A 24,286-nucleotide genomic window follows, 5' to 3' on the forward strand; every position below is an offset into this window, starting at 1 on the left:
GAATTGGATGAAGAAATGGTATGCGGTGATCGGCGACCCGATCGCACACTCATTATCACCATTCATGCATGACATGTGGTTTAAGGAAAATGACATTGACGCATCTTTTTTACCGATTCATGTAGAACCTTCCGAATTGAAACAAGCTTATGAGTCGCTGCAATTGCTTGGAGCCAGCGGTTTTAATGTGACGCTGCCGCACAAACAGGCAATCATCCCTTTGCTGGATGGAATTGACGATGCGGCTTCCGAGATGAGCGCTGTCAATACAGTGGTTCGAAACGGTAAAAGTTTTAAGGGCAGCAATACGGACGGCGATGGCTTTGTACAATCTTTATTGACTGCCGATCCAAAAACAGATGATAAAATTCTTCTGATTGGTGCGGGCGGTGCTGCCAGAGGTATTGCGTTTGCGCTGAAACGTGCAGGTTTTGGAGATGTCACTATTACTAACAGGACTTATCGCCGTGCAGAAGAGCTTGCAGAAGAAACTGCCAGCAAAACGCTGAAGAAATCGGAAGCCGAGCATAAACTCGATGGCTTTGATATCATCATCCAAACGACTTCTGTCGGATTGGCGGAAGACGAAGCATTGCCGATTTCTTTGGAAAATGTGAGAAATGGTGCTTTGGCTGCCGACATTGTATATAACCCGATTGACACGCCATTTCTGAAGAAAGCCGAAGAAAAAGGCTGCCGAACGCTGAACGGGGTAGGCATGTTTGTCTATCAGGGAGCAATCGGCTTTGAGAAATGGACGGGCATCAAACCGGATACAGAAAAAATGATTCAAGTGATAACGGAAAAACTAGGAGGAAATTATGTTAACAGGTAAACAAAAGCGTTTTTTAAGAAGTGAAGCACATCACGTCGACCCGATTTTTCAGGTGGGCAAAGGCGGAGTCAACGAAGCGATGATCGTTCAAATTTCAGAAGCACTGGAAAAGCGCGAGTTGGTAAAGATCAGCATCCTTCAAAACAATGAAGATGATAAAAATGAAGTGGCTGAAAAATTGGCAAAAGGCACAAAAGCTGAATTGGTGCAATTAATCGGCCATACTGTTGTCTTATATAAACAATCAGTGAACAATAAGCGGATCGAGCTCCCGGTGAAGCGATGAAAAAAGTCGGAATTCTGGGAGGCACCTTCAATCCGCCGCATTTCGGCCATCTGATTATGGCCAACGAAGCGTATCACAGCCTGGGTCTTGAGGAAGTCAGATTCATGCCCAATGCGACTGCTCCGCATAAAGATGTGCTGGGAGTGGACACTTCTCAGCGGCTGAAGATGACCGAACTGACAATCGAAGATTTCCCTCAATTCCGCATCGAAGATTTTGAAATCAAAACCGGCGGAGTATCGTATACCTTTAATACGATCAGCCAGCTGGTGGAGCGGGAGCCGGATAAGGAATTCTACTTCATCATAGGCGGAGATTCGATACAGGAATTGAATTCCTGGCATCGCATCCATGAACTGGCGGAACTGGTCCAGTTTGTTGGTATAGGGCGTCCAGGTTATGATGCTGCTACCGATTTTCCGGTAATGATGATCGATTCACCTGAAATGCATCTCTCTTCTACGATGCTGCGCGAAAGGGTTGCGGCAAATCGGCCTTTAACATTTTTCGTGCCGGAGAAAGTCGAAGCCTATATCCGGAAGGAGGGTTTATATGAACCAGAGCAAGATGCTCCAACTCGTTAAAAAACGCCTGCCAGACAACCGGTACGCCCATGTTGTCGGAGTTTTGAACACCGCGACTGAACTTGCTATCCGTTTCGGCGTTCCTCAGGAAAAGGCGCAGGTGGCAGCCATTCTCCACGATGTTGCCAAATTTTCCGACCGGGAATGGATGAAATCGATTATTGAAAAAGAAAAAATGGATCCGCTTCTCTTGGAATATCATTCGGAATTATGGCATGCTCCTGTTGGCGCTTATGTCGCCTGGTATGAATTCGGTGTGAAAGATGAGGATATTCTTAATGCCATCCGCTATCACACCACTGGCCGCGCCGGGATGTCCGATCTTGAAAAAGTGATTTATATCGCAGACCTTGTTGAAATGGGCAGGAAATTCAAAGGCGTCGAAGAATTGCGTCAATTAAAAGAACAGGGATTGGATGTTATGATGGAAGCCTGCGTCAAACACAGCATCGATTTTCTAGTATCAAAAAATCAGCCGGTCTATCCGGATTCACTGAAGTGTTATGAATACTTCGTGCAACAGAAAGGGAAAGTGAAAGAATGACTGAACATACATTATTGCAAATGGCTTATCAAGCTGCCGAGGATAAGAAAGCGGAGGACATCGTTGTCCTTAATATGGAAGGAATTTCTTTGCTTGCGGATTATTTTGTCATCTGCAGCGGTAACTCCGATCGTCAGGTGCAAGCGATTGCGCGTGAATTGATCGAGAAATCGAACGAAGCTGGAAATGAAGTCAAGAGTGTCGAAGGATTTGATTCGGCGCGCTGGATCCTTGTAGACCTTGGAGATGTGGTAGCCCACGTATTCCATAAAGATGAACGTTCTTACTACAATTTGGAGCGCCTCTGGAGAGAAGCGCCTGAAATGGAAATATGAGTTACGGCAAGTTCGCTTCAATTTATGACAGTTTAATGCAGGATATCCCGTATGAACAATACGTGGAATGGGTAGCTTCCCGGAAAACATCCGGAAAGCTCCTGGATCTCGCATGTGGCACAGGGACGCTAGCCCAGCTTTTTGCAGAACTTGGTTATGAAGTGACGGCCAGTGATTTATCGGAACAAATGCTGACAATGGCTAATCAGCGTTTTCATGAAGCGAATCTTCGGATTCCAACTTATCAGTTATCCATGGATAATCTTGAAGGACTCCAAGGTTATGATGCGGTGACTATCGCAATCGATTCGCTGAATTATTTGAAGAACGGTGAACAGGTACAGAAAACCTTCAACGAAGTGCATAAAGCTTTAAACGATGGTGGCATGTTCTTTTTCGACGTTCACTCAATCTATAAAGTTGATGAAGTCTATATGAACAGTCCATTCATACTTGATGATGAAGAAGTTTCTTTTATCTGGCACACAGAACCAGGCAAAACGAAACACAGTGTCGTCCATGACATCACTTTTTTTGTGCAGCAGCAGGAAGAACTTTATCAGCGTTTTGAAGAAACACATGAACAGCGTACTTTTCCGGTTTCAATCTATACGACATGGTTGAAGGCTGCCGGTTTTGTCATTGAATCCATCACAGCGGATTTCACAGAAGCTGAACCATCCAGAGAAAGTGAACGTATTTTTTTCTGTGCCAGAAAAGTATGATGTAAATTTCTTAACCGCCTCAATGGCGGTTTTTTCTATAGCTAAATTTAAATCTCCATGAGCTGGACAATCAATTTCAATAATTGTATAATTCAGACAGCTTCCATTTAATTGCTCCCGCTGGAAAGAGGGATGCGTGCTGAATATCCAGCAGATTTTCAGTAAATACAGCAGACTGCTGATCCCCGCTGCAGTCGTTCTCATGCTGGCGCTTTATTTTTTATTTCCCCATGGCGAAACCGAAGAAATTACAGCGGCGCCATCTGATCTGATCACAGCTGAATCCCCTCAGCCGAATGAAACCCCAAGCTTTAACAATGAAACCCAACCCATCCAAGAGGCAGAATCCGAAAAAATACTTATCGAAATAAAAGGCCATGTTGAGAAACCTGGTGTATTTGAGCTGCCTGCAGAATCACGTCTGCATATGGCAGTCGAACTAGCGGGAGGCTTTCTTCCTGACGCAGACACATTATCTCTTAATATGGCGATGAAACTGACAGATGAAATGAGTATCTATGTTCCGAAAATCGGTGAGGCTGCCATTGCTCTTCCGCCAGTAGTTGCATCTCCTTCAACACCGGCTGGTTCTGGAGCGGATGGAGATGGCCCAGTCAATATCAATACAGCGGATGACACAGCTCTGATGACGCTGCCGGGTATCGGTCCGTCAAAAGCGGCAGCTATTATCGCTTACCGTGAGGAAAATGGACCATTTACTACTGTCGATGCTTTAAAAGATGTCAGCGGGATAGGCGATAAAACGTTTGAACAATTGAAAGACTCAATTTCAGCCAACTGATTGTTGACGTAATTAACACCTCTGCTAAACTTAAACTATAGTAAAAAGCAGGGGGCAATTAAAATGAAGCGAATAACTTGGGATCAATTTTTCATGGCGCAAAGCCATTTGCTTGCGTTACGGAGCACATGCACCCGGCTGGCTGTAGGAGCCACTATTGTCCGCGACCGCCGGATTATTGCAGGAGGCTACAACGGTTCAATTTCCGGTGGCGATCATTGCATCGATAAAGGCTGTTATGTTGTTGACGGCCACTGTGTCAGAACAATACATGCAGAGATGAACGCTTTGCTGCAATGCTCAAAATATGGAGTCAGTGTCAGCGGTGCAGACATCTATGTCAGCCATTTTCCATGTCTGCAATGCACGAAGTCGATTATACAGGCAGGGATCGCCCGCTTGTATTATGCAACGGATTACCGAAATCATGAATACGCCATCGAATTATTGGAGCAGGCAGGGGTGGAAGTGGTCCAGGTCATTTTTGACGAACGGCAAATCGATTTTTTAAGCGTTGAAAAAGCATCGTTATACATGGAATTAATCGGGAAATTGAAAGAAAAAGGCGGAAGCGATGAAGAATTGGCCCATTATAATGAACGGGTGAAGCAATTATTCGGAGAAGAAATCGAAATCTGAGCCGCAACATCATTATCTATTTTGCCGCAGCAACGGCAATTACAACTATAGCAGCGCATGATACACCAGGAGTTCTCGTGTTCATGCCGCTGCTTTTTTTATGGTTGCTTTGGAAGAAGGAAAACCTTTCACTAATCATCGCTTTATTGATTTTTTCTGTTTTAACTTATGCCATTCAAGATCTGCGCCATGCTACACTGCCGCTTTACTCAGGAGAATATACAGGAACAGCTTCTTTCAAAGAAGGATTTAAAGTGGATGGTGATGCAGTCAGAGGATTTATGGTTCTTGATGACGGAGGGATTGTCTATGCCAATTACCGTTTCAGCACTCCTGAAGAGATGCAGCTAAAATCCGCTTCCATCCATAATTCCGTGTTCGCCGTTTCAGGTGATTTCGAAGAAATTGACTCGCCTTCGCATGCATATGCCTTCGATATGGATGATTATTTGAAAAGCAATGGTGCGTCGGCTGTTTTCGCTATCAATAAATTCGAATACCAAGAGGCATCCGCAGGTTTTTTGGCAGCGATGGCAGAACGGCGGGAAAAGCTGAAGAATCATATTCGGCAGAGCTTTCCTGCAAGTTTGTCGACAGAAGCGGAAGCGCTGCTGATAGGTGAAAAGGAGATGCTCAGCACTGAACAGCAAAGAATCCAGCAGACGCTTGGCATCTCCCATCTGTTTGCGATTTCAGGGCTTCATGTCGGCATCATCAGCGGCCTGCTTTATTTTCTGATGCTGCGTCTGGGTTTGCGGAAAGAAGACGCCATGTTGCTGCTGCTCATCGTTTTGCCTTTATATGCATTATTGGCGGGAGGTGCGCCTTCTGTCTGGCGTGCCGTCAGCATGACTGTGGCAGTTCTAGTGTTCCGGCTCTTTAGGATCCGGCTGCCCATTGCCTATATTCTGCTATTGAGCTTTATCTTTTTTATCATGATAAATCCTTATGTCATATACCAAATCGGATTCCAGCTTTCTTACGGCGCCAGCTTCGGCATCATTTATTCCATGAAAATGCTGGGGAAGATACAGTCACCGATTAAAATAGGTTTAATGATTACGTTTCTGTCGCAATTCACTCTCTATCCGATATTGCTCAATTATTTTTATGCATTATCGCTGTCGTCTTTTTTAGTGAACAGTATATTTGTTCCGCTATACACAATTGTCATTTTGCCCATTAATATCATTTTGCTTGGGCTGACATTGGTTTATCTGCCATCTGCTGACTTTTTGTTTTATTTTTACGAACCATTCAGGAGCATCCTGACGCATTGGACCGCGTGGCTGGCGGAATTGCCGGGACAGATGTGGGTGCCGGGAAAACCATCCGGCATAATTTTAATGGCTATGATGGCGGGGATCATTCTTTTTTACAGTCATGCGGAAAAGGGTTTTCGCTGGTGGCAAATTGGAATCGGAGTGCTGCCGGCGATCGTTTTCACGGCCATGCCGTATTTTGACGGGGACTTGCGTGTAACTTTTATCGATGTTGGACAGGGAGACAGCGCATTGATCGAACTGCCATACAGGCGAGGGGTTTATCTGATTGATACGGGAGGTCTGCTCAGATTCGGAAGGGAAGGGTTCAGTGACAGGGACCGGCCGTTCGAAATCGGGCGGCAGGTGGTGGCGCCTTATCTGCACGGAAACGGCATTTCGAGGCTGGATGCTTTAATTATTTCCCATCCGGATGCTGATCATGCGGAAGGGGCGGATGAAATTCTTCAGCTGTTTGCAGTGGAAGAAGTCCATATGTCGCCAGGTTCCCAAAAGTCGGAGCTCGCAGCAGCGCTTGAAACGGATTTGGTCGATGTGGAAGTCCGATTGCCGGGACTGGGGAGTCAGTGGAGAAATGCAAATACGACATTCACTTATTTAAGTCCGTCCGATGAGGAATACACAGGCAATAATGATTCGCTGGTTTTGCTGATGGAACACGAAGACTATAAAGTGCTGTTCACCGGCGACCTTGAAATTGATGGAGAAAATGAAATACTCAAGAACTACGGCGATTTGCTGGAAGACACGACAATTTTGAAAGTTGGCCATCATGGCAGCAAGACTTCAAGCGGAGAAGATTTTCTGGAGAGGCTGAGGCCTGATCTTTCCGTATTCTCAACGGGAGAAGGCAATCGATACGGCCATCCGGCGGAAGAAGTTAAGGGAAGGTTTGAATCTCTGTCTCTGCCGACGCTCAATACGGCAGAAACAGGTACTATAGAAATTGTCTTTCAAAAAGATGGTTACACTGTTTCGACAATGAGGTAACGAAAAAAGGCTCCGGCTGGATAGCCGGAACCTTTTGAATGGATAAGAAAAGTATATCTTTTTTTAGTCTAAAGGATTTTATAAAAGAAAATTTCCCTGTCCAGACTCCAGCACCCAGATTCTCGGATCATAAGCCCATCTGGCTGTGCGGCTGAAACCATGCCGCTTCGCCAGATTGTCTTATGCCTTTCGAATCTAAACGGGCGCTTACGCTTTTCTTGATTACAATGCTACGTATTGTACGACTGCAGCGATGATAAAGATAGCTGCGAAGAACACGAATGATACCACAAATCCCATACCGGCATCGATTGCGTCGTTACGCTTCGATTGTACATTATTTTCAAATTCATTCATGGCTATCCCTCCTAATTCCCTCTAATTATAAGCTACTGCATCTGAAAAATCCACATCGAACTTTATTTAACCGCCCGAAATTCTCAGCCGTCACAGAAAAGACAAATCCCACAAATCACTCCAAATCCGATATAGTATAATAAGGAGGCGGAATAATGATCACTTCAATTTGGAAATCGATACGCAGCGGGCAGATTGATCCCGTCTATCTTATTATAGGCAATGAAAGTTATTTTATAGAAAAAACCCTGGATTTATTGAAGGCCAGCCTGACGCAGGCAGGTGAACTTGAACTGTCATTTTTTGATATGGATGAAGTGCCGGTCGACCACGCCATCGACGAAGCGGACACCATCCCGTTTTTCAGTGACCGCAAACTGATCATCGCAAAGAACGCTTCTTTCTTGAAAGCGGCTGAGCGCGGCAAGGAAAAAATAAATCATGATATGAAAGTTCTGGAGGCGTGGCTTGAAAATCCGCCCTCCAGTTCCGTAACCGTTTTTGTGGCGCCATACGAAAAACTGGATGAGCGCAAAAAAGTCGTCAAATTGATGAAGCAGCATGCCGTTGTCGTCGAAGCAAAACCGCTTCAGGCAAATGACCTGGAGTCGTGGCTGTCGCATGAAGCAAAATCGTTCGGCAAGGATATCAGCCGTAATGCCGTTCGCAAACTGGTTGAAATGGCCGGTACCAATCTCACATTGCTGTCATCAGAACTGGAAAAGATGTCGCTTTATCTCGGTGCGGAAGGTGAGATTACGGAAGAATTGGTCGAAGGGATGACGGCCCGTACACTGGAACAGGATGCTTTCAAAATGCTGCAGGCCTATCTGGATGGCAATATCAGTGCAGCCCTCAGCGTCTACTACGATCTGCTCAGGCAGAAAGAGGAGCCTGTCGCACTTGCTGCTTTGTTGGCGTCGCAGATCCGCTTCATGGTCCATGTCTATTATCTTCAGAAGAAGGGCTATCATGCGCAGCAAATCTCCAAACAATTAAAAGCGCATCCGTACAGAGTGAAACTGCTCGTCGAGAAACGGCAGCAAATTTCCGAACAGCGGCTGCTTGAAGTATTAGGCGACCTGGCCGATATCGATCTGCAGTTGAAAACCGTAAGCGGCAACCGTGAACGCGTCCTGGAGTTCTTTTTGATGAAACGCGGAGCGAAGAACAGCTGAAGCGATTCTAAAAATTTTTTTTAAGTTGAACTTAATAAATAATATAAATGCAGCTTCGCTGCTGTGGACAGTACAAAGATTATGCTCCTGCGCACTGCTCGTCGCAAAGGTTGCACCATCTTCGTATGTCGAACCTTTGCTAAGAGAAATCTCTAAAGATATGGAGCAAAACAGCGAAGACTCCCAGGTGAGCAAGCGAAGTGCTGAGATCCACTCGGGCGACGTGGAACGAGCACGAGTTAGCTCAGCGCGAGCCACCAGGAAAGCGAAGCTGTTTTGCGGAATATCGATTATTAATAATTATTAATACAACATAATAAAAAAAAGCCGGCTCCTTTAAAAGGAACCGGCTTTTTACATTTTTACGCTTGTTTCATCAAGCGAGATTTTTGGCGGGCTGCAGTATTTTTATGGATTAAGCCTTTTGAAGCCGCTTTTTCCACTTGTTTAATCGCAGCTTTAACCGTTGCGTTTGCGTTTTCGTCTTTGTTTGTCAAAGCTTGCTCAGCTTTTTTCAAAGATGAACGCATAGCTGATTTAGCTTGCGTGTTTTGAGCGTTTTTAGACTCGTTCGTTCTCACACGTTTGATCGCAGATTTAATGTTTGGCATATCTTTCACCTCCTAGACAAATAGGGAAAGAGGTGGAAACACCTCAACTCTTTTATGTCTCTATACAACATGAGTTATTTTATCAAACCAGGGAAAGGAATGCAATAGATACGTGCAAAGAAGTTTTCCTTGACACAGAAATCATTTCCGGTGCTTTCATTGCCCAATAGCCATGGTACTGCTATAATTCATAGTAGTTTGTATAGGAGTGTGGACCATGAACCAAGAACAGAGATTAGCGCGTCAAAGCAAAATACGTAATTTTTCGATCATCGCCCATATCGATCACGGGAAATCTACGCTTGCCGACCGCATATTAGAGAGAACAAATGCCCTTACATCTAGGGAAATGAAAGAGCAGCTGCTTGATTCCATGGATTTGGAACGTGAACGCGGCATTACGATCAAACTAAACGCCGTCCAATTGAATTACACAGCTAAAGACGGCGAAACTTATATCATGCACTTAATCGATACACCGGGACACGTCGACTTCACATATGAAGTTTCCCGAAGCCTGGCTGCCTGCGAAGGCGCTGTTCTTGTGGTTGACGCAGCGCAGGGTATCGAAGCCCAGACATTGGCGAATGTCTATTTAGCGTTGGATAATGACTTGGAAATATTGCCGGTCATCAATAAAATCGATTTGCCTGCAGCTGATCCTGAGCGCGTGCGCCAGGAAGTGGAGGATGTTATCGGCCTGGACGCTTCAGAAGCGGTTCTTGCTTCGGCGAAAGCGGGTATCGGAATCGAAGAGATTCTTGAACAGATCGTTGAAAAAGTACCGGCTCCAACTGGCGACCCGAGTGCGCCATTGAAAGCGATGATTTTCGATTCTCTGTATGATCCTTATCGTGGAATCGTTTCCTATGTAAGGATTGTCGAAGGAACAGTTAAGCCTGGTGACAAGATCAAAATGATGTCAAGCGACAAAGAGTTTGAAGTAATCGAAGCTGGTGTATTCACACCAAGAGCAACGCTCCGGGAAGAATTGACAGTCGGGGATGTTGGCTTCCTTACTGCTGCCATCAAAAATGTAGGCGACGCACCGGTGGGTGATACAATCACCCATGCAAGAAAACCGGCAGCGGAAGCATTGCCAGGATACCGCCGTTTGAACCCGATGGTTTATTGCGGACTATATCCGATTGATACATCTAAATACAATGATTTACGTGATGCACTTGAAAAACTGGAATTGAATGACGCGGCACTTCAGTTTGAACCGGAATCTTCACAGGCGCTGGGCTTCGGCTATCGCTGTGGTTTCCTTGGTTTATTGCATATGGAAATCATCCAGGAACGGATTGAACGCGAGTTTAATATCGACCTGATTACCACTGCACCAAGTGTTATCTATAATGTCCATATGACAGATGAAGAAGTTCTTAGAATCGATAATCCGGCTATGATGCCTGATGCACAAAAAATCAATTATGTTGAAGAACCTTATGTGAAAGCAACAATCATGGTGCCGAATGATTATGTCGGTGCTGTAATGGAAATATGCCAGAAAAAACGCGGGAATTTCCTGACGATGGATTACCTGGATAATTCACGTGTCAGCATCATCTATGAACTGCCGCTTGCGGAAATCGTCTATGATTTCTTCGATCAATTGAAATCCGGCACAAAAGGCTATGCCTCTTTCGATTACGAATTGATCGGCTATAAAGAATCAAAACTCGTGAAAATGGATATCCTGTTGAATTCCGAGCAGGTGGATGCATTGAGTTTCATCGTTCACCGTGATTTTGCCTACGAACGCGGCAAGGTTATCGTTGACAAGCTGAAAAATCTGATTCCTAGACAGCAGTTTGAAGTTCCGATCCAGGCTGCAATCGGCCAGAAGATCGTTGCCCGCCAAACAATCAGTGCGATGCGCAAAAACGTTCTGGCAAAATGTTACGGCGGAGATATTTCGCGTAAACGAAAACTTCTTGATAAGCAAAAAGAAGGTAAGAAGCGCATGAAGCAAGTCGGTTCAGTTGAAGTGCCGCAGGAAGCCTTCATGGCGATTTTAAAAATGGACGACCAATCAAAATAAACGAAAAAAAGGAGGCGGTGTTTTCAGCCTCCTTTTCCTATTAGAAAAGAGGAATAACATGGTAAAGGGATTGTATATCCATATTCCATTCTGCCACCAAATCTGTTTTTACTGTGATTTCAATAAGGTCTTTTTCAAAGATCAGCCGGTGGATGCCTATATCGATTCACTCGGAAAAGAACTGTCTCTCTGGAAGCAGCAGGGAGCACTTGATCAGCCGCTGGAAACAGTTTTCCTCGGCGGCGGCACACCGACTTCATTGGAGCCGCGCCAATTGGAAAAACTACTGGGCTATATTCATGAATATGTACCGATGACGAGTGATGTCGAATGGACTTCGGAAGCAAATCCGGATGAATTGACATATGAAAAAATGCAGGTGCTTTTTAAAGGCGGCGTCAACCGTTTGAGCATGGGTGTTCAGTCATTTGATGAGGATCTATTGAAGCGGCTGGGCCGCACCCATAGCAATAACGACGTTGCAAGAGCTGTCGAAGATGCCCGGAAAGTAGGCTTCACGAATATCAGCTTTGATCTGATGTACGGGTTGCCTGGGCAGACGATGAAGCAATGGGAAGATACGCTTGAACAGGCATTTGCATTTGATCTTCCGCATTTTTCGGCTTACTCGCTCATTATTGAACCGAAAACCGTTTTCTATAATCTCATGACAAAAGGAAAACTGAATACGGTGACGGAAGATCTTGAAGCTGATATGTATGAAAAGCTGATGACCGAAATGGATCAGCGCGGTTTATTGCAATATGAAATTTCGAATTTTGCACGTGAAGGAATGGAATCACGCCATAACCTGCTTTACTGGGACAATGAGGAATATATCGGAGCTGGAGCCGGCGCGCATGGATATGTGCAGGGCATCCGCTATTCGAATCACGGTCCGCTGAAAAAATACATGGAGCCATTGGAATCGGATGAACGACCGATTTTGAATTCGCATGAAGTTCCGAAGAAAGAGCAAATGGAAGAAGAGATGTTTCTCGGCCTGCGCAAAACTGCCGGCGTTTCTCTTAATCATTTCGAAACAAAATTCGGAATCGGAATGGAATCTGTATATGGCGATATCCTGAAGAAGGAAATCGACAGTGGAAATTTGGCCATTGAAAACGGCAGAGTCAAATTGACGAAGAAAGGCCGTTTTATCGGAAACAACGTATTTGAACAATTTTTGCTGGCATAGAAATTTGTTGAATGCGCAATCGTTGACAAGGGAAAAGGAATTTGGTAATTTTAGTGTAGTCTTAGCACTCACTCTATAAGAGTGCTAACAGAGGTGATGATCATGTTAACAGAACGGCAACTGCTCATTTTAAAAGTGACGGTAGATGATTATATTCAATCAGCGCAGCCGGTAGGATCAAACCAATTAGCCAAAAAATCCGGAATTTCTTTCAGTTCGGCTACAATCCGGAATGAAATGGCCGATTTGGAAGGAATGGGTTTTCTTGAGAAGACCCATACTTCTTCCGGCCGGATTCCATCGGAAAGAGGCTATCGCTATTACGTGGACCATTTACTGACTCCGCGTCCGCTTCCAAAAGAAGATATCATCCAATTGCGTTCCATCTTTGAAGATAGAATCAGTGAAACCGAAGAAGTGATTAAACGGTCTGCAATGATTTTATCGGAACTGACGAATTACACATCGATTCTGCTGGGACCGGACGTTCGGCGGCATATCGTCAAGAAATTGTCGATTGTGCCCCTGACAACCAATTCCGCAGTCGCTATCATTGTCACGGATTCAGGCCATGTAGAAAATCGGGTCTTCCCGATACCTGAAGGCTTGAATCCTTCTGAAATTGAGAAAATGGTCAATATATTGAATGAACGCCTGGTTGGTGTTTCGCTCAATGACCTGCACACGCGGCTTGAGCAGGAAACGATGATGGTCATGAAACAGCATATGGAACGCTACGGTGAATTATTTTCGACTTTCCGGCAGGCGGTCATTCTTCCGCGGGAAAAAAATGTCTATTATGGCGGTAAGCTGAATATCCTGAATCAACCGGACTTCCACGATCTTCATAAGATCAGGAGTTTGATGGATGTTATGGAGGAGTCGGAGCATATTCCGATGATCATTCCAGTAGGAAATCAGGGTCTCCACATCCGGATCGGTTCTGAAAATGCGCTGACAGCAATGGAAGACTGTTCCGTTATTACTGTGTCCTATGACATCGGTGAAGAACAGACCGGCTCGATTGCCATCGTCGGCCCGAAAAGGATGGACTACAAGAGAATCGTGTCATTGCTTGATACATTGAGCGGTGATCTCTCAAAAGAGCTAACTCGAATATTCCGGAATTAAAGGAGGAACATCATTTTGTCTAATGAAAAAAAACCTCTAGCAAATGAGGAAGAAACTGCAGCGGACATCAAAGAAGCAACAACTGGCAAGCAGTCGGATGAAAATGCCGAAAAGACAACCGTTTCATTGAAGGAAGAGTCTGAAGGGGCTGAAAACAGCCTTGAAGATGAAGTCAATGACGAAGGCGAAGATGAAGTTTCGGCTCTTAAAGATGAGCTGGAAGCTGAACAAAACAAATACCTGCGTCTATTGGCGGATTACGACAATTTCAAACGCCGTACACAAAAAGACCGGGAGATTTCAGCGAAATTCCGCTCACAGTCTCTTTTAACAGATCTTCTTCCGGTATTGGATAATTTTGAACGCGCCTTGGCTGTTGAAGCCAAAAGCGATGACGCCATTTCCATTATGAAAGGTGTCGAAATGGTTCAGAAATCCTTGCTTGAAGCTGTGAAGCGTGAAGGTCTGGAAGAAGTTGAAGCTGTCGGAGAACCATTCGATCCGAATTTCCATCAGGCAGTAATGCAGGAAAAAGATGAAAATGCAGAACCGGGCACAGTGTTGCAGGAATTGCAGAAGGGGTATACCCTTAAAGGCAGAGTTCTACGTCCGGCAATGGTTAAAGTAAACGAATAATAGTTAAATGGAGGAATTCAAATGAGTAAAATTATTGGTATTGACTTAGGAACAACAAATTCAGCAGTCGCAGTTCTTGAAGGCGGCGAACCGAAGATTATTCCAAATCCGGAAGGCAACCGTACGACACCATCTGTAGTAGCTTTCAAAAACGGTGAGCGCCAGGTCGGTGAAGTAGCAAAACGCCAATCAATCACGAACCCGAATACAATCCAGTCTGTTAAACGTTTAATGGGTACACAGGAAAAAGTATCGGCTGAAGGCAAAGACTATACACCACAGGAAGTTTCAGCAATGATCCTTCAATACATCAAAGGCTATGCTGAAGAATACCTTGGCGAGAAAGTATCAAGAGCGGTAATTACTGTGCCGGCTTATTTCAATGATGCTGAGCGTCAGGCTACTAAAGACGCTGGCCGTATTGCCGGTCTTGAAGTGGAGCGCATCATCAACGAACCGACTGCAGCAGCACTTGCATACGGTTTGGATAAAATGGAAACTGATGAAACGATCCTTGTTTATGACCTTGGGGGCGGTACGTTTGACGTATCTATCCTTGAGCTTGGCGATGGCGTATTCGAAGTGAAATCGACTGCCGGCGATAACCGTCTTGGCGGAGATGATTTTGATAAAGTGATCATCGATTATCTTGTGCAGGAATTCAAAAAAGAGAACGGCATCGATCTTTCTAAAGACAAAATGGCAACTCAGCGTTTGAAAGATGCAGCTGAAAAAGCGAAAAAGGATCTTTCCGGCGTATCTTCAACACAAATTTCATTGCCATTCATCACTGCCGGCGAATCTGGCCCGCTTCACCTTGAAGTCACAATGAGCCGCGCGAAATTCGACGAGCTTACTTCTTCATTGGTTGAACGCACAATGGGACCAACTCGCCAGGCTCTGAAAGATGCAGGAATCGCTGCTTCTGAACTTGACCGCGTAATCCTTGTAGGTGGATCAACTCGTATCCCGGCTGTACAGGAAGCTGTTAAGAAAGAAACAGGCAAAGATCCGCATAAAGGCGTAAACCCGGATGAAGTTGTAGCAATGGGCGCTGCTGTACAAGGCGGCGTATTGACTGGTGACGTTAAAGACGTTGTTCTTCTTGACGTAACTCCATTATCACTTGGTATTGAAACAATGGGCGGGGTATTCACGAAATTGATCGAACGCAATACAACAATACCGACATCAAAATCACAAACATTCTCAACTGCTGCTGACAACCAGCCAGCTGTAGATATCCATGTTTTACAAGGTGAACGCCCGATGGCTGCAGCCAACAAAACGCTTGGCCGCTTCCAATTGGCTGATATTCCACCAGCACCACGCGGCGTACCGCAAATCGAAGTTACATTCGACATCGATAAAAACGGTATTGTAAGCGTTAAAGCGAAAGATCTTGGAACTCAAAAAGAACAAACAATCACAATTCAGTCCAATACTTCATTGTCGGATGATGAAATCGAACGCATGATCAAAGAAGCTGAAGAAAACGCTGAAGCGGACGCTAAAGTGAAAGAAGAAGTGGAACTTCGCAACGAAGCTGATCAGGCTGTATTCCAAACAGATAAAACAATCGCCGACCTTGGTGAAGTAGTAACTGAAGAAGAGAAGAAACAAGCAGAAGAAGCGCGTGATGAGCTGAAAGCTGCTCTAGAGAGCGACAGCACTGATGACATCCGTGAGAAAAAAGATAAATTAAATGAAATTCTGCAAGGCTTGTCGATGAAAGCTTACGAGCAGGCAGCTGCGGCACAACAAGCAGCAGGCGGCGAAGAAGGCGCAGCAGGCGGAAACGATGACATCGTGGATGCAGAATTTGAAGAAGTTAACGACGATAAAGACAAGCAATAAGGAAGACCCGAAAAAGTCAAAGCAAAGCAACATGCTTTGGCTTTTTCAATGTCTTTGCAACACCAAACCTAACCGTGTACAATTACAGTTGATTGTTAGAGGGAGAGTGACATATGAATAAGCGAGATTATTATGAGGTGCTTGGTGTTTCCAAAACAGCATCCAAGGAAGAAATCAAAAAAGCATACCGGAAATTGTCAAAGCAATTCCATCCGGATATTAATAAGGAAGCAAATGCTTCTGAGAAGTTCCAGGAAGTAAAAGAAGCCTATGAAGTATTGAGCGATGAGCAGAAACGAGCGCAATACGATCAATTCGGTCATCAGGATCCGAACCAAGGCTTTGGCGGCGGTGGATTCGGAGGAGCGGAAGGTTTCGGTTTCGACGATATCTTCAGCACATTCTTTGGAGGCGGAACAAGACGCCGCGACCCGAACGCGCCGCGTAAAGGGGACGATCTGCAATATTCCATGACGATTGATTTCATGGACGCTGTATTCGGCAAAGAGACAGAAGTTGAAATTCCTAAAGAAGAAAATTGTGATACATGTGACGGCTCCGGAGCAAAACCTGGCACGAAGAAGAAAACGTGTCCTTATTGTGAAGGAACCGGCCAGTTGAATGTAACCCAGGATACACCTTTCGGCCGTATGGTAAACCGCAGAGCCTGCCAGCACTGTGAAGGAACCGGGCAGATTATCGAAGAGAAATGCCAAACTTGTAAAGGTGCAGGCAAAGTGCGCAAAGTTAAAAAGATCAAAGTCAGCATTCCTGCAGGTGTCGATGACGGGCAGCAATTGCGTGTCAGCGGACAAGGCGGCCCTGGCCACAATGGTGGACCATCCGGAGATCTTTATGTCGTATTCCGCGTGAAACCGCATAAAGAATTTGAACGTGAAGGCGACGATATCTATTTGGAATTGGGTCTCACATACCCACAGGCCGCACTTGGCGATGAAATCGAAGTGCCGACGGTTCATGGCAAAGTGAAATTGAAAATTCCAGCCGGTACGCAAAGCGGCGCGAGATTCCGTCTGAAAGGCAAAGGCGTGAAAAATGTCCACGGTTATGGCATCGGTGATCAGCACGTCATTATCCGAGTGAAAACACCGACGAAACTCAGCGAAAAACAGCGCCAATTATTGAGAGAATTCGCTGAAATTAGCGGAGACATCCCGGAAGAACAGGAAAGTTCTTTATTCGATAAAATCAAACGAACAATCAAAGGCGATTAAAGGAGCTGTTTGCACGTGAAATGGTCAGAACTATCCATCCATACGACGAACGAAGCGATTGAATCCGTTTCGAATATTCTGCACGAAGCCGGTGCAAGTGGAGTCGTCATTGAAGATTCGGATGATTTTTCCAAAGAAAGAGAAGATCAATTTGGAGAGATCTGGTCACTTAACGCCGATGATTTCCCGAAAGACGGCGTTATCCTGAAAGCTTATTTGCCGGTTAACAGCTTTTTGGGCGAAACCGTAGAAGCGATCAAGCTGGCAGTCAATAATCTTGTCACATTCGATATTAATATCGGAGCCAACGTGGTGACGATCAGCGAAGTGAATGAAGAAGAATGGGCAACCGCCTGGAAAAAATATTACCACCCAGTCAAAATATCCCAGCGGTTTACGATTGTGCCGACTTGGGAAACTTACAATCCTGTTTCCAGCGATGAATTGATCATTGAATTGGATCCAGGAATGGCATTTGGCACGGGGACCCATCCCACAACAGTCATGAGCCTGCAGGCACTTGAGAAGACAGTGAAAGCCGGCGAACGTGTCATCGACATCGGAACTGGTTCAGGCGTCCTGGCTATTGGTGCAGCCTTGTTGGGTGCTAAAGAAGTTCATGCACTTGATCTTGACGATATTGCAGTCAAGGCTGCAGGCATTAATGTCAAACTCAATAAAGTACAGGACAGAGTAACTGTAGCGGGCGGCAACCTTGTTGATACCATCAACGAACCGGGTGATGTAGTGGTTGCGAACATCCTGGCGGAAATCATCATGTCATTCACCGATGATGCCTTTAAAGTGGTGAAGCCGGGTGGATATTACATTACGTCCGGCATTATTTCCGCTAAGAAGAATGATGTAAAAGAAGCTTTGGAAGGATCCGGCTTTGTAATTGAGGATATTATGATGATGGAAGATTGGGTTACGATCATTTCAAAAAAACCTGAATGAACGGGGTGCAACGATGCAGCGATATTTTATTGATGGCAAAGTTCCCGACAACCGCATAACTGAAATAACTGGCGATGATGCAAAGCACATCGCCAAAGTTATGCGCCAAACTGCCGGTGATGGGCTGATAGTGGTAATGGAAGGCAAAGCCTACTCAGCGACAATCCTTACGGCTGAACGGGATATAGAAGTGCGTCTGGACGGTGAAATTGAAGCGGCTGCAGAGATGCCCAAGCAGGTGACCATTGCCTGCGGGCTGCCAAAAGGCGATAAATTGGATCTGATTGCGCAGAAAAGCACTGAACTCGGTATGCACGCGATGATTCCTTTTGCGGCTGAAAGATCAATCGTCAAATGGGATGCGGGTAAAAGCGATAAAAAAATTTCCAGGCTCCAGAAAATTGCGAAAGAGGCTGCTGAACAGTCACATCGGACGCATCTCCCCGTTATACATAACGTCCATAGCTTTAAGCAATTGCTGGAAGCTGCCGACTCTTATGACGCGGTGATCGTCGCATATGAAGAGGAAGCCCGGGCATCAGCACCGGCGCGGTTTGCCGATATTTTAAAAACAATGTATGATAAAACTACGGTATTGATTGTTTTTGGACCTGAAGGCGGTATTTCTGAAAATGAAGTTTCCAGCCTGAAAAAAGCTGGTGCGCAGTTCACTTCATTGGGACCGCGGATCCTTCGCGCGGAAACCGCTCCTTTATATGCATTGTCCGCAATGTCATATGAATTCGAATAATAAGGCGGTTTACCAAAATCCATTCAATAAAGTCACACTTGTCCGTTAGTGTTTCATTGACGGAAATCAGTAACTAATCTATTTAAGAACGGAGCATTTCAATGTCAAACATCGCATCTTATATCGACCATACTTTATTAAAACCAGAATCTACAAAAGAACAGGTGATTCAACTTTGCAAGGAAGCTGCAGAATATGAATTTGCTTCTGTATGCGTTAACCCTTCATATGTAGAAACAGCTGCTGCTGAACTGAAAGACAGCAAAGTGAAAGTCTGCACAGTAATCGGGTTCCCGCTTGGAGCTTCAACTTCTGAAACAAAAGCGTTTGAAACTAAAGACGCGATTGCAAAAGGAGCGGAAGAAATCGATATGGTGGTTAATATCGGCGCGATCAAATCCGGTGATTCTGAACTGGTGAAAAATGATATCCAGGCTGTTGTGGAAGCTGCCAAAGGCAAAGCAATCGTCAAAGTGATTATCGAAGCAAGCCTGTTGACTGACGAAGAAAAAGTTTTGGCTTCACGCCTTTCAAAAGAAGCTGGCGCGGATTTCGTTAAGACTTCAACAGGATTTTCCACTGGCGGCGCTACTGTAGCTGACGTGAAGCTGATGCGTGAAACTGTAGGGGCAGACTTAGGAGTCAAAGCTTCCGGCGGAGTCAGAAGCCTTGAGGATGTCCAAGGTATGATCGATGCTGGGGCAAGCCGCATCGGTGCAAGCTCAGGCGTGCAGATTATGCAGGGATTGAAATCGGATTCTGATTATTAACTGTTGACTCAGGTTTGAACATACGATATAATTTTTGGTATATAACACTTGTTGTTATTTGCTTCAACGTGTGTTCGGAGGGAGGGAAAAAGAGATGACAAAAACTACCGTTCGTAAAAACGAATCGATTGAAGATGCTCTTCGCCGCTTCAAACGCACTGTTTCTAAATCCGGAACAATGCAAGAGGTTAGAAAGCGCGAGTATTATGATAAGCCGAGCGTGAAACGCAAACTAAAATCAGAAGCTGCGCGTAAACGTAAATTTTAATTGACCCTTACTTTTAAAATGAGACTTTTAAAAATATGAACGATCAGCTGAAACCGGCTGCACATCCAATGTGCAGCCGGTTTTATATTTTGTCCAAACTTTTTTGGTCCGGCCATTTTCTTCGCAGTCTCTAAGCGCAATCTTCGCTATTCCAGAATTTTAAATTTATAATTAAATCAACAGGAAATTTGAAACCGATTTCAAACTCATTCGTATATAGATAAGCGGAGAAATAAAGGGGTGAGCTCTTTGAGGAAGATGAAAATCTTTACTGCTTTATTGTTGTTTGTTTTGGCATTGCTGCTGTTGATACCGGTATTCCATGCAGACAGCCATTCCGTTTACATAATTCCGGTGGAAGCGGAAGTTGAAAGAGGTCTGCAGGCATTCATCGACCGTGGTATTGAAGAAGCGGAAGAGGCGAATGCTGGCGCCATCATTTTTGAAATAGACACACCAGGCGGATTCGTCGATGCGGCGGACGGCATTGCCCGGCTTCTGCAGGATACCGACATTCAGACGATTGCCTATATCAACCAGGATGCACTGTCTGCCGGCGCATTTCTTGCGCTCAACGCTGATGAAATTTACATGCATCCCTCAGCTCGTATGGGTGCAGCGCAAGTCATTGACCAAGCGGGCAATGCCGCAGGTGACAAAGCAGATAGTGCTTGGCGGTCATCTATGGCAAATGCCGCTGAAAGTTCAGACAGAAATCCCGTGTATGCACTGGCTATGGCGGATGCTTCGATTGATGTGCCTGAATACAGAGCAGGTGAAGGCGAATTGCTGACGCTGCGTGCGGGCGAAGCTGAAGAAGTCGACTATTCCGAAGGAACCGCATCCTCTTTGGAGGAGTTACTGGAACTGAAAGGAATGGAAGACAGTGAGCTGGTTTATATCAATGAAACCTTCTCTGAAAGTCTTGCCCGCTTTCTGACAAACCCGGTAGTGGTCCCGATTCTTTTATCTGTCGCGATGCTTGGCTTGCTGCTGGAATTATTCACGCCAGGAATTGGCTTTCCGGCATTTATCGGTTTAACATCATTGATGCTGTTCTTCTATGGTCACCTTGTAGCCGGTCTGGCGGGATATGAATCGATTATCCTGTTGATTATCGGGCTCGGTTTGATGATCCTGGAATTTTTTGTGCCAGGCGGTGTAGCGGGGATTTTAGGGATTGCAGCGGTCCTCGGCAGCATCCTGCTTGCAGGCGGAGATCTTCAGACCACAGCTATCGCAATATTAATCGCAATGATTGCAGCAACTTCAGGGATGGTGATATTAGTGAAATTCTTTGGTAAAAGACTTCAGTTGTTCAACCGCATCATTCTGTCGGATTCCACTGATACCAAGAGCGGTTATGTATCAACCGCCAACCGGCCGGAACTGATCGGCCAAATGGCAGTAACCGCTACAGAATTGCGGCCATCAGGCACCATCGTTTTCGGGGACGAACGAATTGATGCCGTTTCCGAAGGCCGCTACATCGGACGCGGTAAAAATGTTAAGATTATTAAGGTAGAAGGGTCACGGATTGTAGTTCGTGAGCTGGAGAAAAAAGAGGAGGAAGAATAAATGGGAATTGATGCAATAATACTTGGAGCCAGCATAATCGGTATAATCGTAGTACTGGCAATATTCTTCACATTTGTACCGGTGACGCTATGGATTTCTGCACTTGCTGCAGGCGTCAAAATCAGCATCTTCACTTTAATCGGGATGAGATTGCGAAGAGTTATTCCTTCACGTATCGTTAACCCGCTGATCAAGGCGTCAAAAGCGGGTTTGACAGTGCAGATCAACCAATTGGAAAGTCACTATCTTGCGGGTGGTAACGTAGACCGCGTGGTAAATGCATTGATCGCTGCACACCGTGCCAATATCGAACTGCCTTTTGAACGCGCCGCTGCGATTGACCTTGCAGGACGTGACGTTTTGGAAGCCGTGCAGATGTCGGTCAACCCGAAAGTCATCGAAACTCCATTTATCGCCGGTGTTGCGATGGACGGAATCGAAGTGAAAGCGAAAGCGCGTATCACAGTGCGCGCCAATATTGACCGCCTAGTCGGTGGTGCGGGCGAAGAAACAATCGTTGCCCGTGTTGGTGAAGGTATCGTTTCCACACTCGGTTCAAGCACAAGCCACAAAAAAGTTCTTGAAAATCCTGATTTGATTTCCCAGACAGTTTTGGGCAAAGGCCTTGACTCGGGTACGGCATTCGAAATTCTATCCATTGATATTGCGGACGTTGACATCGGTAAGAATATCGGTGCAGAATTGCAGACGGAGCAAGCTGAAGCCGATAAGAAAATCGCACAGGCGAAAGCAGAAGAACGCCGTGCAATGGCTGTTGCAAGCGAGCAGGAAATGAAAGCGAAAGTCGTGGAAATGAGAGCGAAAGTTGTCGAAGCAGAAGCAGAAGTTCCGCTCGCAATGTCTGAAGCGCTCCGTACAGGCAATATCGGTGTTATGGATTATGTGAATTATAAAAATGTACAGGCTGATACGGGCATGCGCGACTCGATTGCGAAAACAAGCACACCTCAGTCGAATGACGAACAATAGTAAAGATCCACAGAGGAGGTTTGTCACGTGGAACCACTCATAGTCGCATTGATACTAATGGCGGTAAGCGCGTTTTTCGGCGGTAAAAAGAAAGAAGAAGGCGGCTCTTCGCCGAAACGTTCATCTGATAGTCAGCCGAATACCAGGGGCCGTGCCCAGGGCGGCTTTAAACGGATGGAAGATTACGCTAAAGAGGTTTATGGTGAATTCCAGGCGCAAATGAATCCTGAAGCCGATAAAAAGGAACAGGTTAAAGAAGTTGCCCGGGAAGTTGTCGAACGGCACACTAGCCGCAGACCGGACCGGCAGGCCACTCCGGTAGCCGCTAAAGAGATCGGCGGCAGATTATCGGCTCATCAGAAGCCGGTTCAGCCGGTGCGTACACAACCTGCTGCAGAAAATCGCAGTCCTTTTCCGTTAACACAAAGCGAAGCACAAAAAGCCATTATTCTGGCAGAAGTGTTTATGCCGCCAAAAGCGAAACGCAAATAATAGAAAAATATATCAGCGAAAAAGCCGGTCAAGGAATTTAAATCCTTGAGCGGTTTTTTTGATTTTATTTTATTCATATTATTATTATGTAAACTTAATAACTGGGATAATATTTTACAGTTATTCCTGTTTAATGATAGAGTTAAATCAGAATAAATAACTCAACCAAGGAGTGTCCGAATGACAGAGAATGAATTATTAGAACTTCATGTGAAAGACCCGAATGAAGCGGTGCTTCTGCTTGGTATATCCGATAACCACATGACATTAATCGAAGAAGCTTTAGATATACAAATCATTACCCGTGGTGAAGTCATTAAGCTTTCTGGTTCAGAAGAGGGCAAAGCTACCGGGAAGTTATTAATAGAACAATTACTGAAAGTGATCCGTAAAGGGATCAATATCGACCAGCGTGATATCGTATCCGCTATCGAAATGGCCAAGTCTGGAACTATAGAGTATTTTGCCGAATTGTATGATGAAGAAATTGCCAGAAACGCTGCCGGTAAGATAATCCGTGCAAAAACAATTGGACAGCGTCATTATATTCGCGCCATCCGCAGTAAAGACCTGACATTTGCCGTCGGACCTGCAGGAACGGGTAAAACCTATCTGGCAGTAGTCATGGCAGTCCAGGCACTGAAAAACGGTCATGTGAAACGGATAATATTAACCCGTCCCGCCGTTGAAGCAGGTGAAAGCTTAGGTTTCCTTCCAGGGGACTTAAAGGAAAAAGTCGATCCGTATTTGCGCCCGCTTTATGATTCAATGCACGATGTTCTGGGTGTTGAGCAAACGAACCGGTTTATCGAACGCGGAACAATCGAAGTAGCGCCTCTAGCTTATATGCGCGGAAGAACACTGGATGAAGCTTTCGTCATCCTGGATGAAGCACAGAACACTACAAAAGCTCAGATGAAGATGTTCCTGACCAGGCTTGGTTTCGGTTCAAAAATGATTATCACCGGAGACAAAACGCAAATTGACTTGCCGCGGGGAGCGGAATCAGGTTTGATTGCGTCGGAAAAAATCCTTCAGGGAGTCAGCGGGATCCAATTTATGTATCTCGAAAGCGGAGATGTCGTCCGTCACCCGTTAGTTTCCAAAATTATAGACGCCTACGAAAACCAGCCGATTTAAGGCTGGTTTTTCTTATTCTCAAGTTCTATTTAGCAAACTTTGGAAATAATTCGGAAATATCGTGAAA

Annotated in this window: 26 protein-coding genes; 24 read left to right on the forward strand and 2 right to left on the reverse strand. The window is 45.3% G+C overall.

All coding sequences use genetic code 11. The features are described from left to right. Positions 1–7: 7 nt before the first annotated feature. The 9 genes from aroE to AC2Q9J_RS07920 all read left to right on the forward strand — a co-directional run bounded on the left by aroE (position 8) and on the right by AC2Q9J_RS07920 (position 7,023). Positions 8–835, forward strand: coding sequence for a shikimate dehydrogenase (aroE, locus tag AC2Q9J_RS07880; protein WP_499038742.1), 828 nt, complete (start codon positions 8–10; stop codon positions 833–835). Next, complete coding sequence (gene yhbY, locus AC2Q9J_RS07885; RefSeq protein WP_084246193.1) at positions 822–1,121, forward strand: ribosome assembly RNA-binding protein YhbY; 300 nt, start codon at positions 822–824, stop codon at positions 1,119–1,121. The genes aroE and yhbY overlap by 14 nt, the downstream gene beginning before the upstream one ends. Continuing rightward, positions 1,118–1,705, forward strand: coding sequence for a nicotinate-nucleotide adenylyltransferase (locus AC2Q9J_RS07890; protein WP_499038745.1), 588 nt, complete (start codon positions 1,118–1,120; stop codon positions 1,703–1,705). The genes yhbY and AC2Q9J_RS07890 overlap by 4 nt, the downstream gene beginning before the upstream one ends. Next, on the forward strand, positions 1,674–2,249 hold the full coding sequence (yqeK, locus tag AC2Q9J_RS07895; RefSeq protein ID WP_499038748.1) for a bis(5'-nucleosyl)-tetraphosphatase (symmetrical) YqeK: 576 nt from the start codon (positions 1,674–1,676) through the stop codon (positions 2,247–2,249). The genes AC2Q9J_RS07890 and yqeK overlap by 32 nt, the downstream gene beginning before the upstream one ends. Beyond that, positions 2,246–2,584 carry a ribosome silencing factor gene (rsfS, locus tag AC2Q9J_RS07900; protein WP_144839151.1) on the forward strand — a complete coding sequence of 113 codons (339 nt, stop codon included), beginning with the start codon at positions 2,246–2,248 and terminating at the stop codon, positions 2,582–2,584. The genes yqeK and rsfS overlap by 4 nt, the downstream gene beginning before the upstream one ends. After that, a complete protein-coding gene (locus tag AC2Q9J_RS07905) occupies positions 2,581–3,309 on the forward strand; it encodes a class I SAM-dependent DNA methyltransferase (protein WP_499038751.1) in 729 nt (242 codons plus the stop codon). Before rsfS ends, AC2Q9J_RS07905 begins: the two co-directional genes overlap by 4 nt. 136 nt (positions 3,310–3,445) lie before the next feature. Beyond that, the gene (locus AC2Q9J_RS07910) at positions 3,446–4,111 is read left to right on the forward strand and encodes a helix-hairpin-helix domain-containing protein (RefSeq protein WP_499038753.1); all 666 of its coding nucleotides are present in this window, start codon (positions 3,446–3,448) and stop codon (positions 4,109–4,111) included. 63 nt (positions 4,112–4,174) lie between these two features. Continuing rightward, positions 4,175–4,750: a ComE operon protein 2 gene (locus tag AC2Q9J_RS07915; RefSeq protein WP_499038755.1), complete on the forward strand. Its 576-nt coding sequence runs from the start codon at positions 4,175–4,177 to the stop codon at positions 4,748–4,750. 83 nt (positions 4,751–4,833) lie between these two features. Then, complete coding sequence (locus AC2Q9J_RS07920) at positions 4,834–7,023, forward strand: DNA internalization-related competence protein ComEC/Rec2 (protein WP_499038757.1); 2,190 nt, start codon at positions 4,834–4,836, stop codon at positions 7,021–7,023. Between the two features lie 222 nt (positions 7,024–7,245). On the opposite strand, the gene AC2Q9J_RS07925 is transcribed toward AC2Q9J_RS07920, so the two are convergent. Beyond that, complete coding sequence (locus AC2Q9J_RS07925; RefSeq protein WP_084246179.1) at positions 7,246–7,380, reverse strand: YqzM family protein; 135 nt, start codon at positions 7,378–7,380, stop codon at positions 7,246–7,248. Positions 7,381–7,535: 155 nt separating this feature from the next. On the opposite strand from AC2Q9J_RS07925, the gene holA reads away from it, so the two are divergent. Then, positions 7,536–8,558 (forward strand): DNA polymerase III subunit delta, encoded by a 1,023-nt coding sequence (holA, locus tag AC2Q9J_RS07930; RefSeq protein ID WP_499038759.1) that lies wholly within the window; start codon positions 7,536–7,538, stop codon positions 8,556–8,558. Between the two features lie 362 nt (positions 8,559–8,920). Here the strand turns inward: holA and rpsT are convergent, their stop codons facing one another. Next, the gene (gene rpsT, locus AC2Q9J_RS07935; RefSeq protein WP_499038761.1) at positions 8,921–9,169 is read right to left on the reverse strand and encodes a 30S ribosomal protein S20; all 249 of its coding nucleotides are present in this window, start codon (positions 9,167–9,169) and stop codon (positions 8,921–8,923) included. Positions 9,170–9,386: 217 nt separating this feature from the next. Here rpsT and lepA point away from each other — a divergent pair, with 217 nt between their 5' ends. From lepA to AC2Q9J_RS08005, 14 genes are all read left to right on the forward strand, one after another. Continuing rightward, positions 9,387–11,216, forward strand: a complete 1,830-nt coding sequence (gene lepA, locus AC2Q9J_RS07940; protein ID WP_499038764.1) for a translation elongation factor 4 — start codon at positions 9,387–9,389, stop codon at positions 11,214–11,216. Positions 11,217–11,274: 58 nt separating this feature from the next. Beyond that, positions 11,275–12,414 carry a radical SAM family heme chaperone HemW gene (gene hemW, locus AC2Q9J_RS07945; protein ID WP_499038766.1) on the forward strand — a complete coding sequence of 380 codons (1,140 nt, stop codon included), beginning with the start codon at positions 11,275–11,277 and terminating at the stop codon, positions 12,412–12,414. Positions 12,415–12,516: 102 nt separating this feature from the next. Next, positions 12,517–13,545 carry a heat-inducible transcriptional repressor HrcA gene (hrcA, locus tag AC2Q9J_RS07950; protein ID WP_499038767.1) on the forward strand — a complete coding sequence of 343 codons (1,029 nt, stop codon included), beginning with the start codon at positions 12,517–12,519 and terminating at the stop codon, positions 13,543–13,545. Between the two features lie 15 nt (positions 13,546–13,560). Beyond that, positions 13,561–14,181, forward strand: coding sequence for a nucleotide exchange factor GrpE (grpE, locus tag AC2Q9J_RS07955; protein ID WP_499038768.1), 621 nt, complete (start codon positions 13,561–13,563; stop codon positions 14,179–14,181). 21 nt (positions 14,182–14,202) lie between these two features. Beyond that, a complete protein-coding gene (gene dnaK, locus AC2Q9J_RS07960) occupies positions 14,203–16,038 on the forward strand; it encodes a molecular chaperone DnaK (protein WP_499038770.1) in 1,836 nt (611 codons plus the stop codon). Between the two features lie 113 nt (positions 16,039–16,151). Next, on the forward strand, positions 16,152–17,273 hold the full coding sequence (gene dnaJ / locus AC2Q9J_RS07965; RefSeq protein WP_499038772.1) for a molecular chaperone DnaJ: 1,122 nt from the start codon (positions 16,152–16,154) through the stop codon (positions 17,271–17,273). Between the two features lie 15 nt (positions 17,274–17,288). Next, positions 17,289–18,230, forward strand: a complete 942-nt coding sequence (gene prmA / locus AC2Q9J_RS07970) for a 50S ribosomal protein L11 methyltransferase (RefSeq protein ID WP_499038775.1) — start codon at positions 17,289–17,291, stop codon at positions 18,228–18,230. A gap of 13 nt (positions 18,231–18,243) precedes the next feature. Continuing rightward, positions 18,244–18,981, forward strand: a complete 738-nt coding sequence (locus AC2Q9J_RS07975; protein WP_499038777.1) for a 16S rRNA (uracil(1498)-N(3))-methyltransferase — start codon at positions 18,244–18,246, stop codon at positions 18,979–18,981. A 101-nt stretch (positions 18,982–19,082) separates the two neighbouring features. Further along, on the forward strand, positions 19,083–19,751 hold the full coding sequence (gene deoC / locus AC2Q9J_RS07980) for a deoxyribose-phosphate aldolase (protein WP_499038778.1): 669 nt from the start codon (positions 19,083–19,085) through the stop codon (positions 19,749–19,751). 94 nt (positions 19,752–19,845) lie between these two features. After that, complete coding sequence (gene rpsU / locus AC2Q9J_RS07985; RefSeq protein ID WP_008431605.1) at positions 19,846–20,019, forward strand: 30S ribosomal protein S21; 174 nt, start codon at positions 19,846–19,848, stop codon at positions 20,017–20,019. 249 nt (positions 20,020–20,268) lie between these two features. Then, positions 20,269–21,597: an NfeD family protein gene (locus tag AC2Q9J_RS07990; protein ID WP_499038781.1), complete on the forward strand. Its 1,329-nt coding sequence runs from the start codon at positions 20,269–20,271 to the stop codon at positions 21,595–21,597. After that, the gene (floA, locus tag AC2Q9J_RS07995) at positions 21,598–22,587 is read left to right on the forward strand and encodes a flotillin-like protein FloA (RefSeq protein WP_499038783.1); all 990 of its coding nucleotides are present in this window, start codon (positions 21,598–21,600) and stop codon (positions 22,585–22,587) included. A 27-nt stretch (positions 22,588–22,614) separates the two neighbouring features. After that, positions 22,615–23,079, forward strand: a complete 465-nt coding sequence (locus AC2Q9J_RS08000) for a YqfB family membrane protein (protein WP_499038785.1) — start codon at positions 22,615–22,617, stop codon at positions 23,077–23,079. A gap of 180 nt (positions 23,080–23,259) precedes the next feature. Beyond that, on the forward strand, positions 23,260–24,219 hold the full coding sequence (locus AC2Q9J_RS08005; protein WP_499038788.1) for a PhoH family protein: 960 nt from the start codon (positions 23,260–23,262) through the stop codon (positions 24,217–24,219). Positions 24,220–24,286 lie beyond the last annotated feature (67 nt).

Source organism: Planococcus sp. RAB007_Raresut (assembly GCF_057369535.1).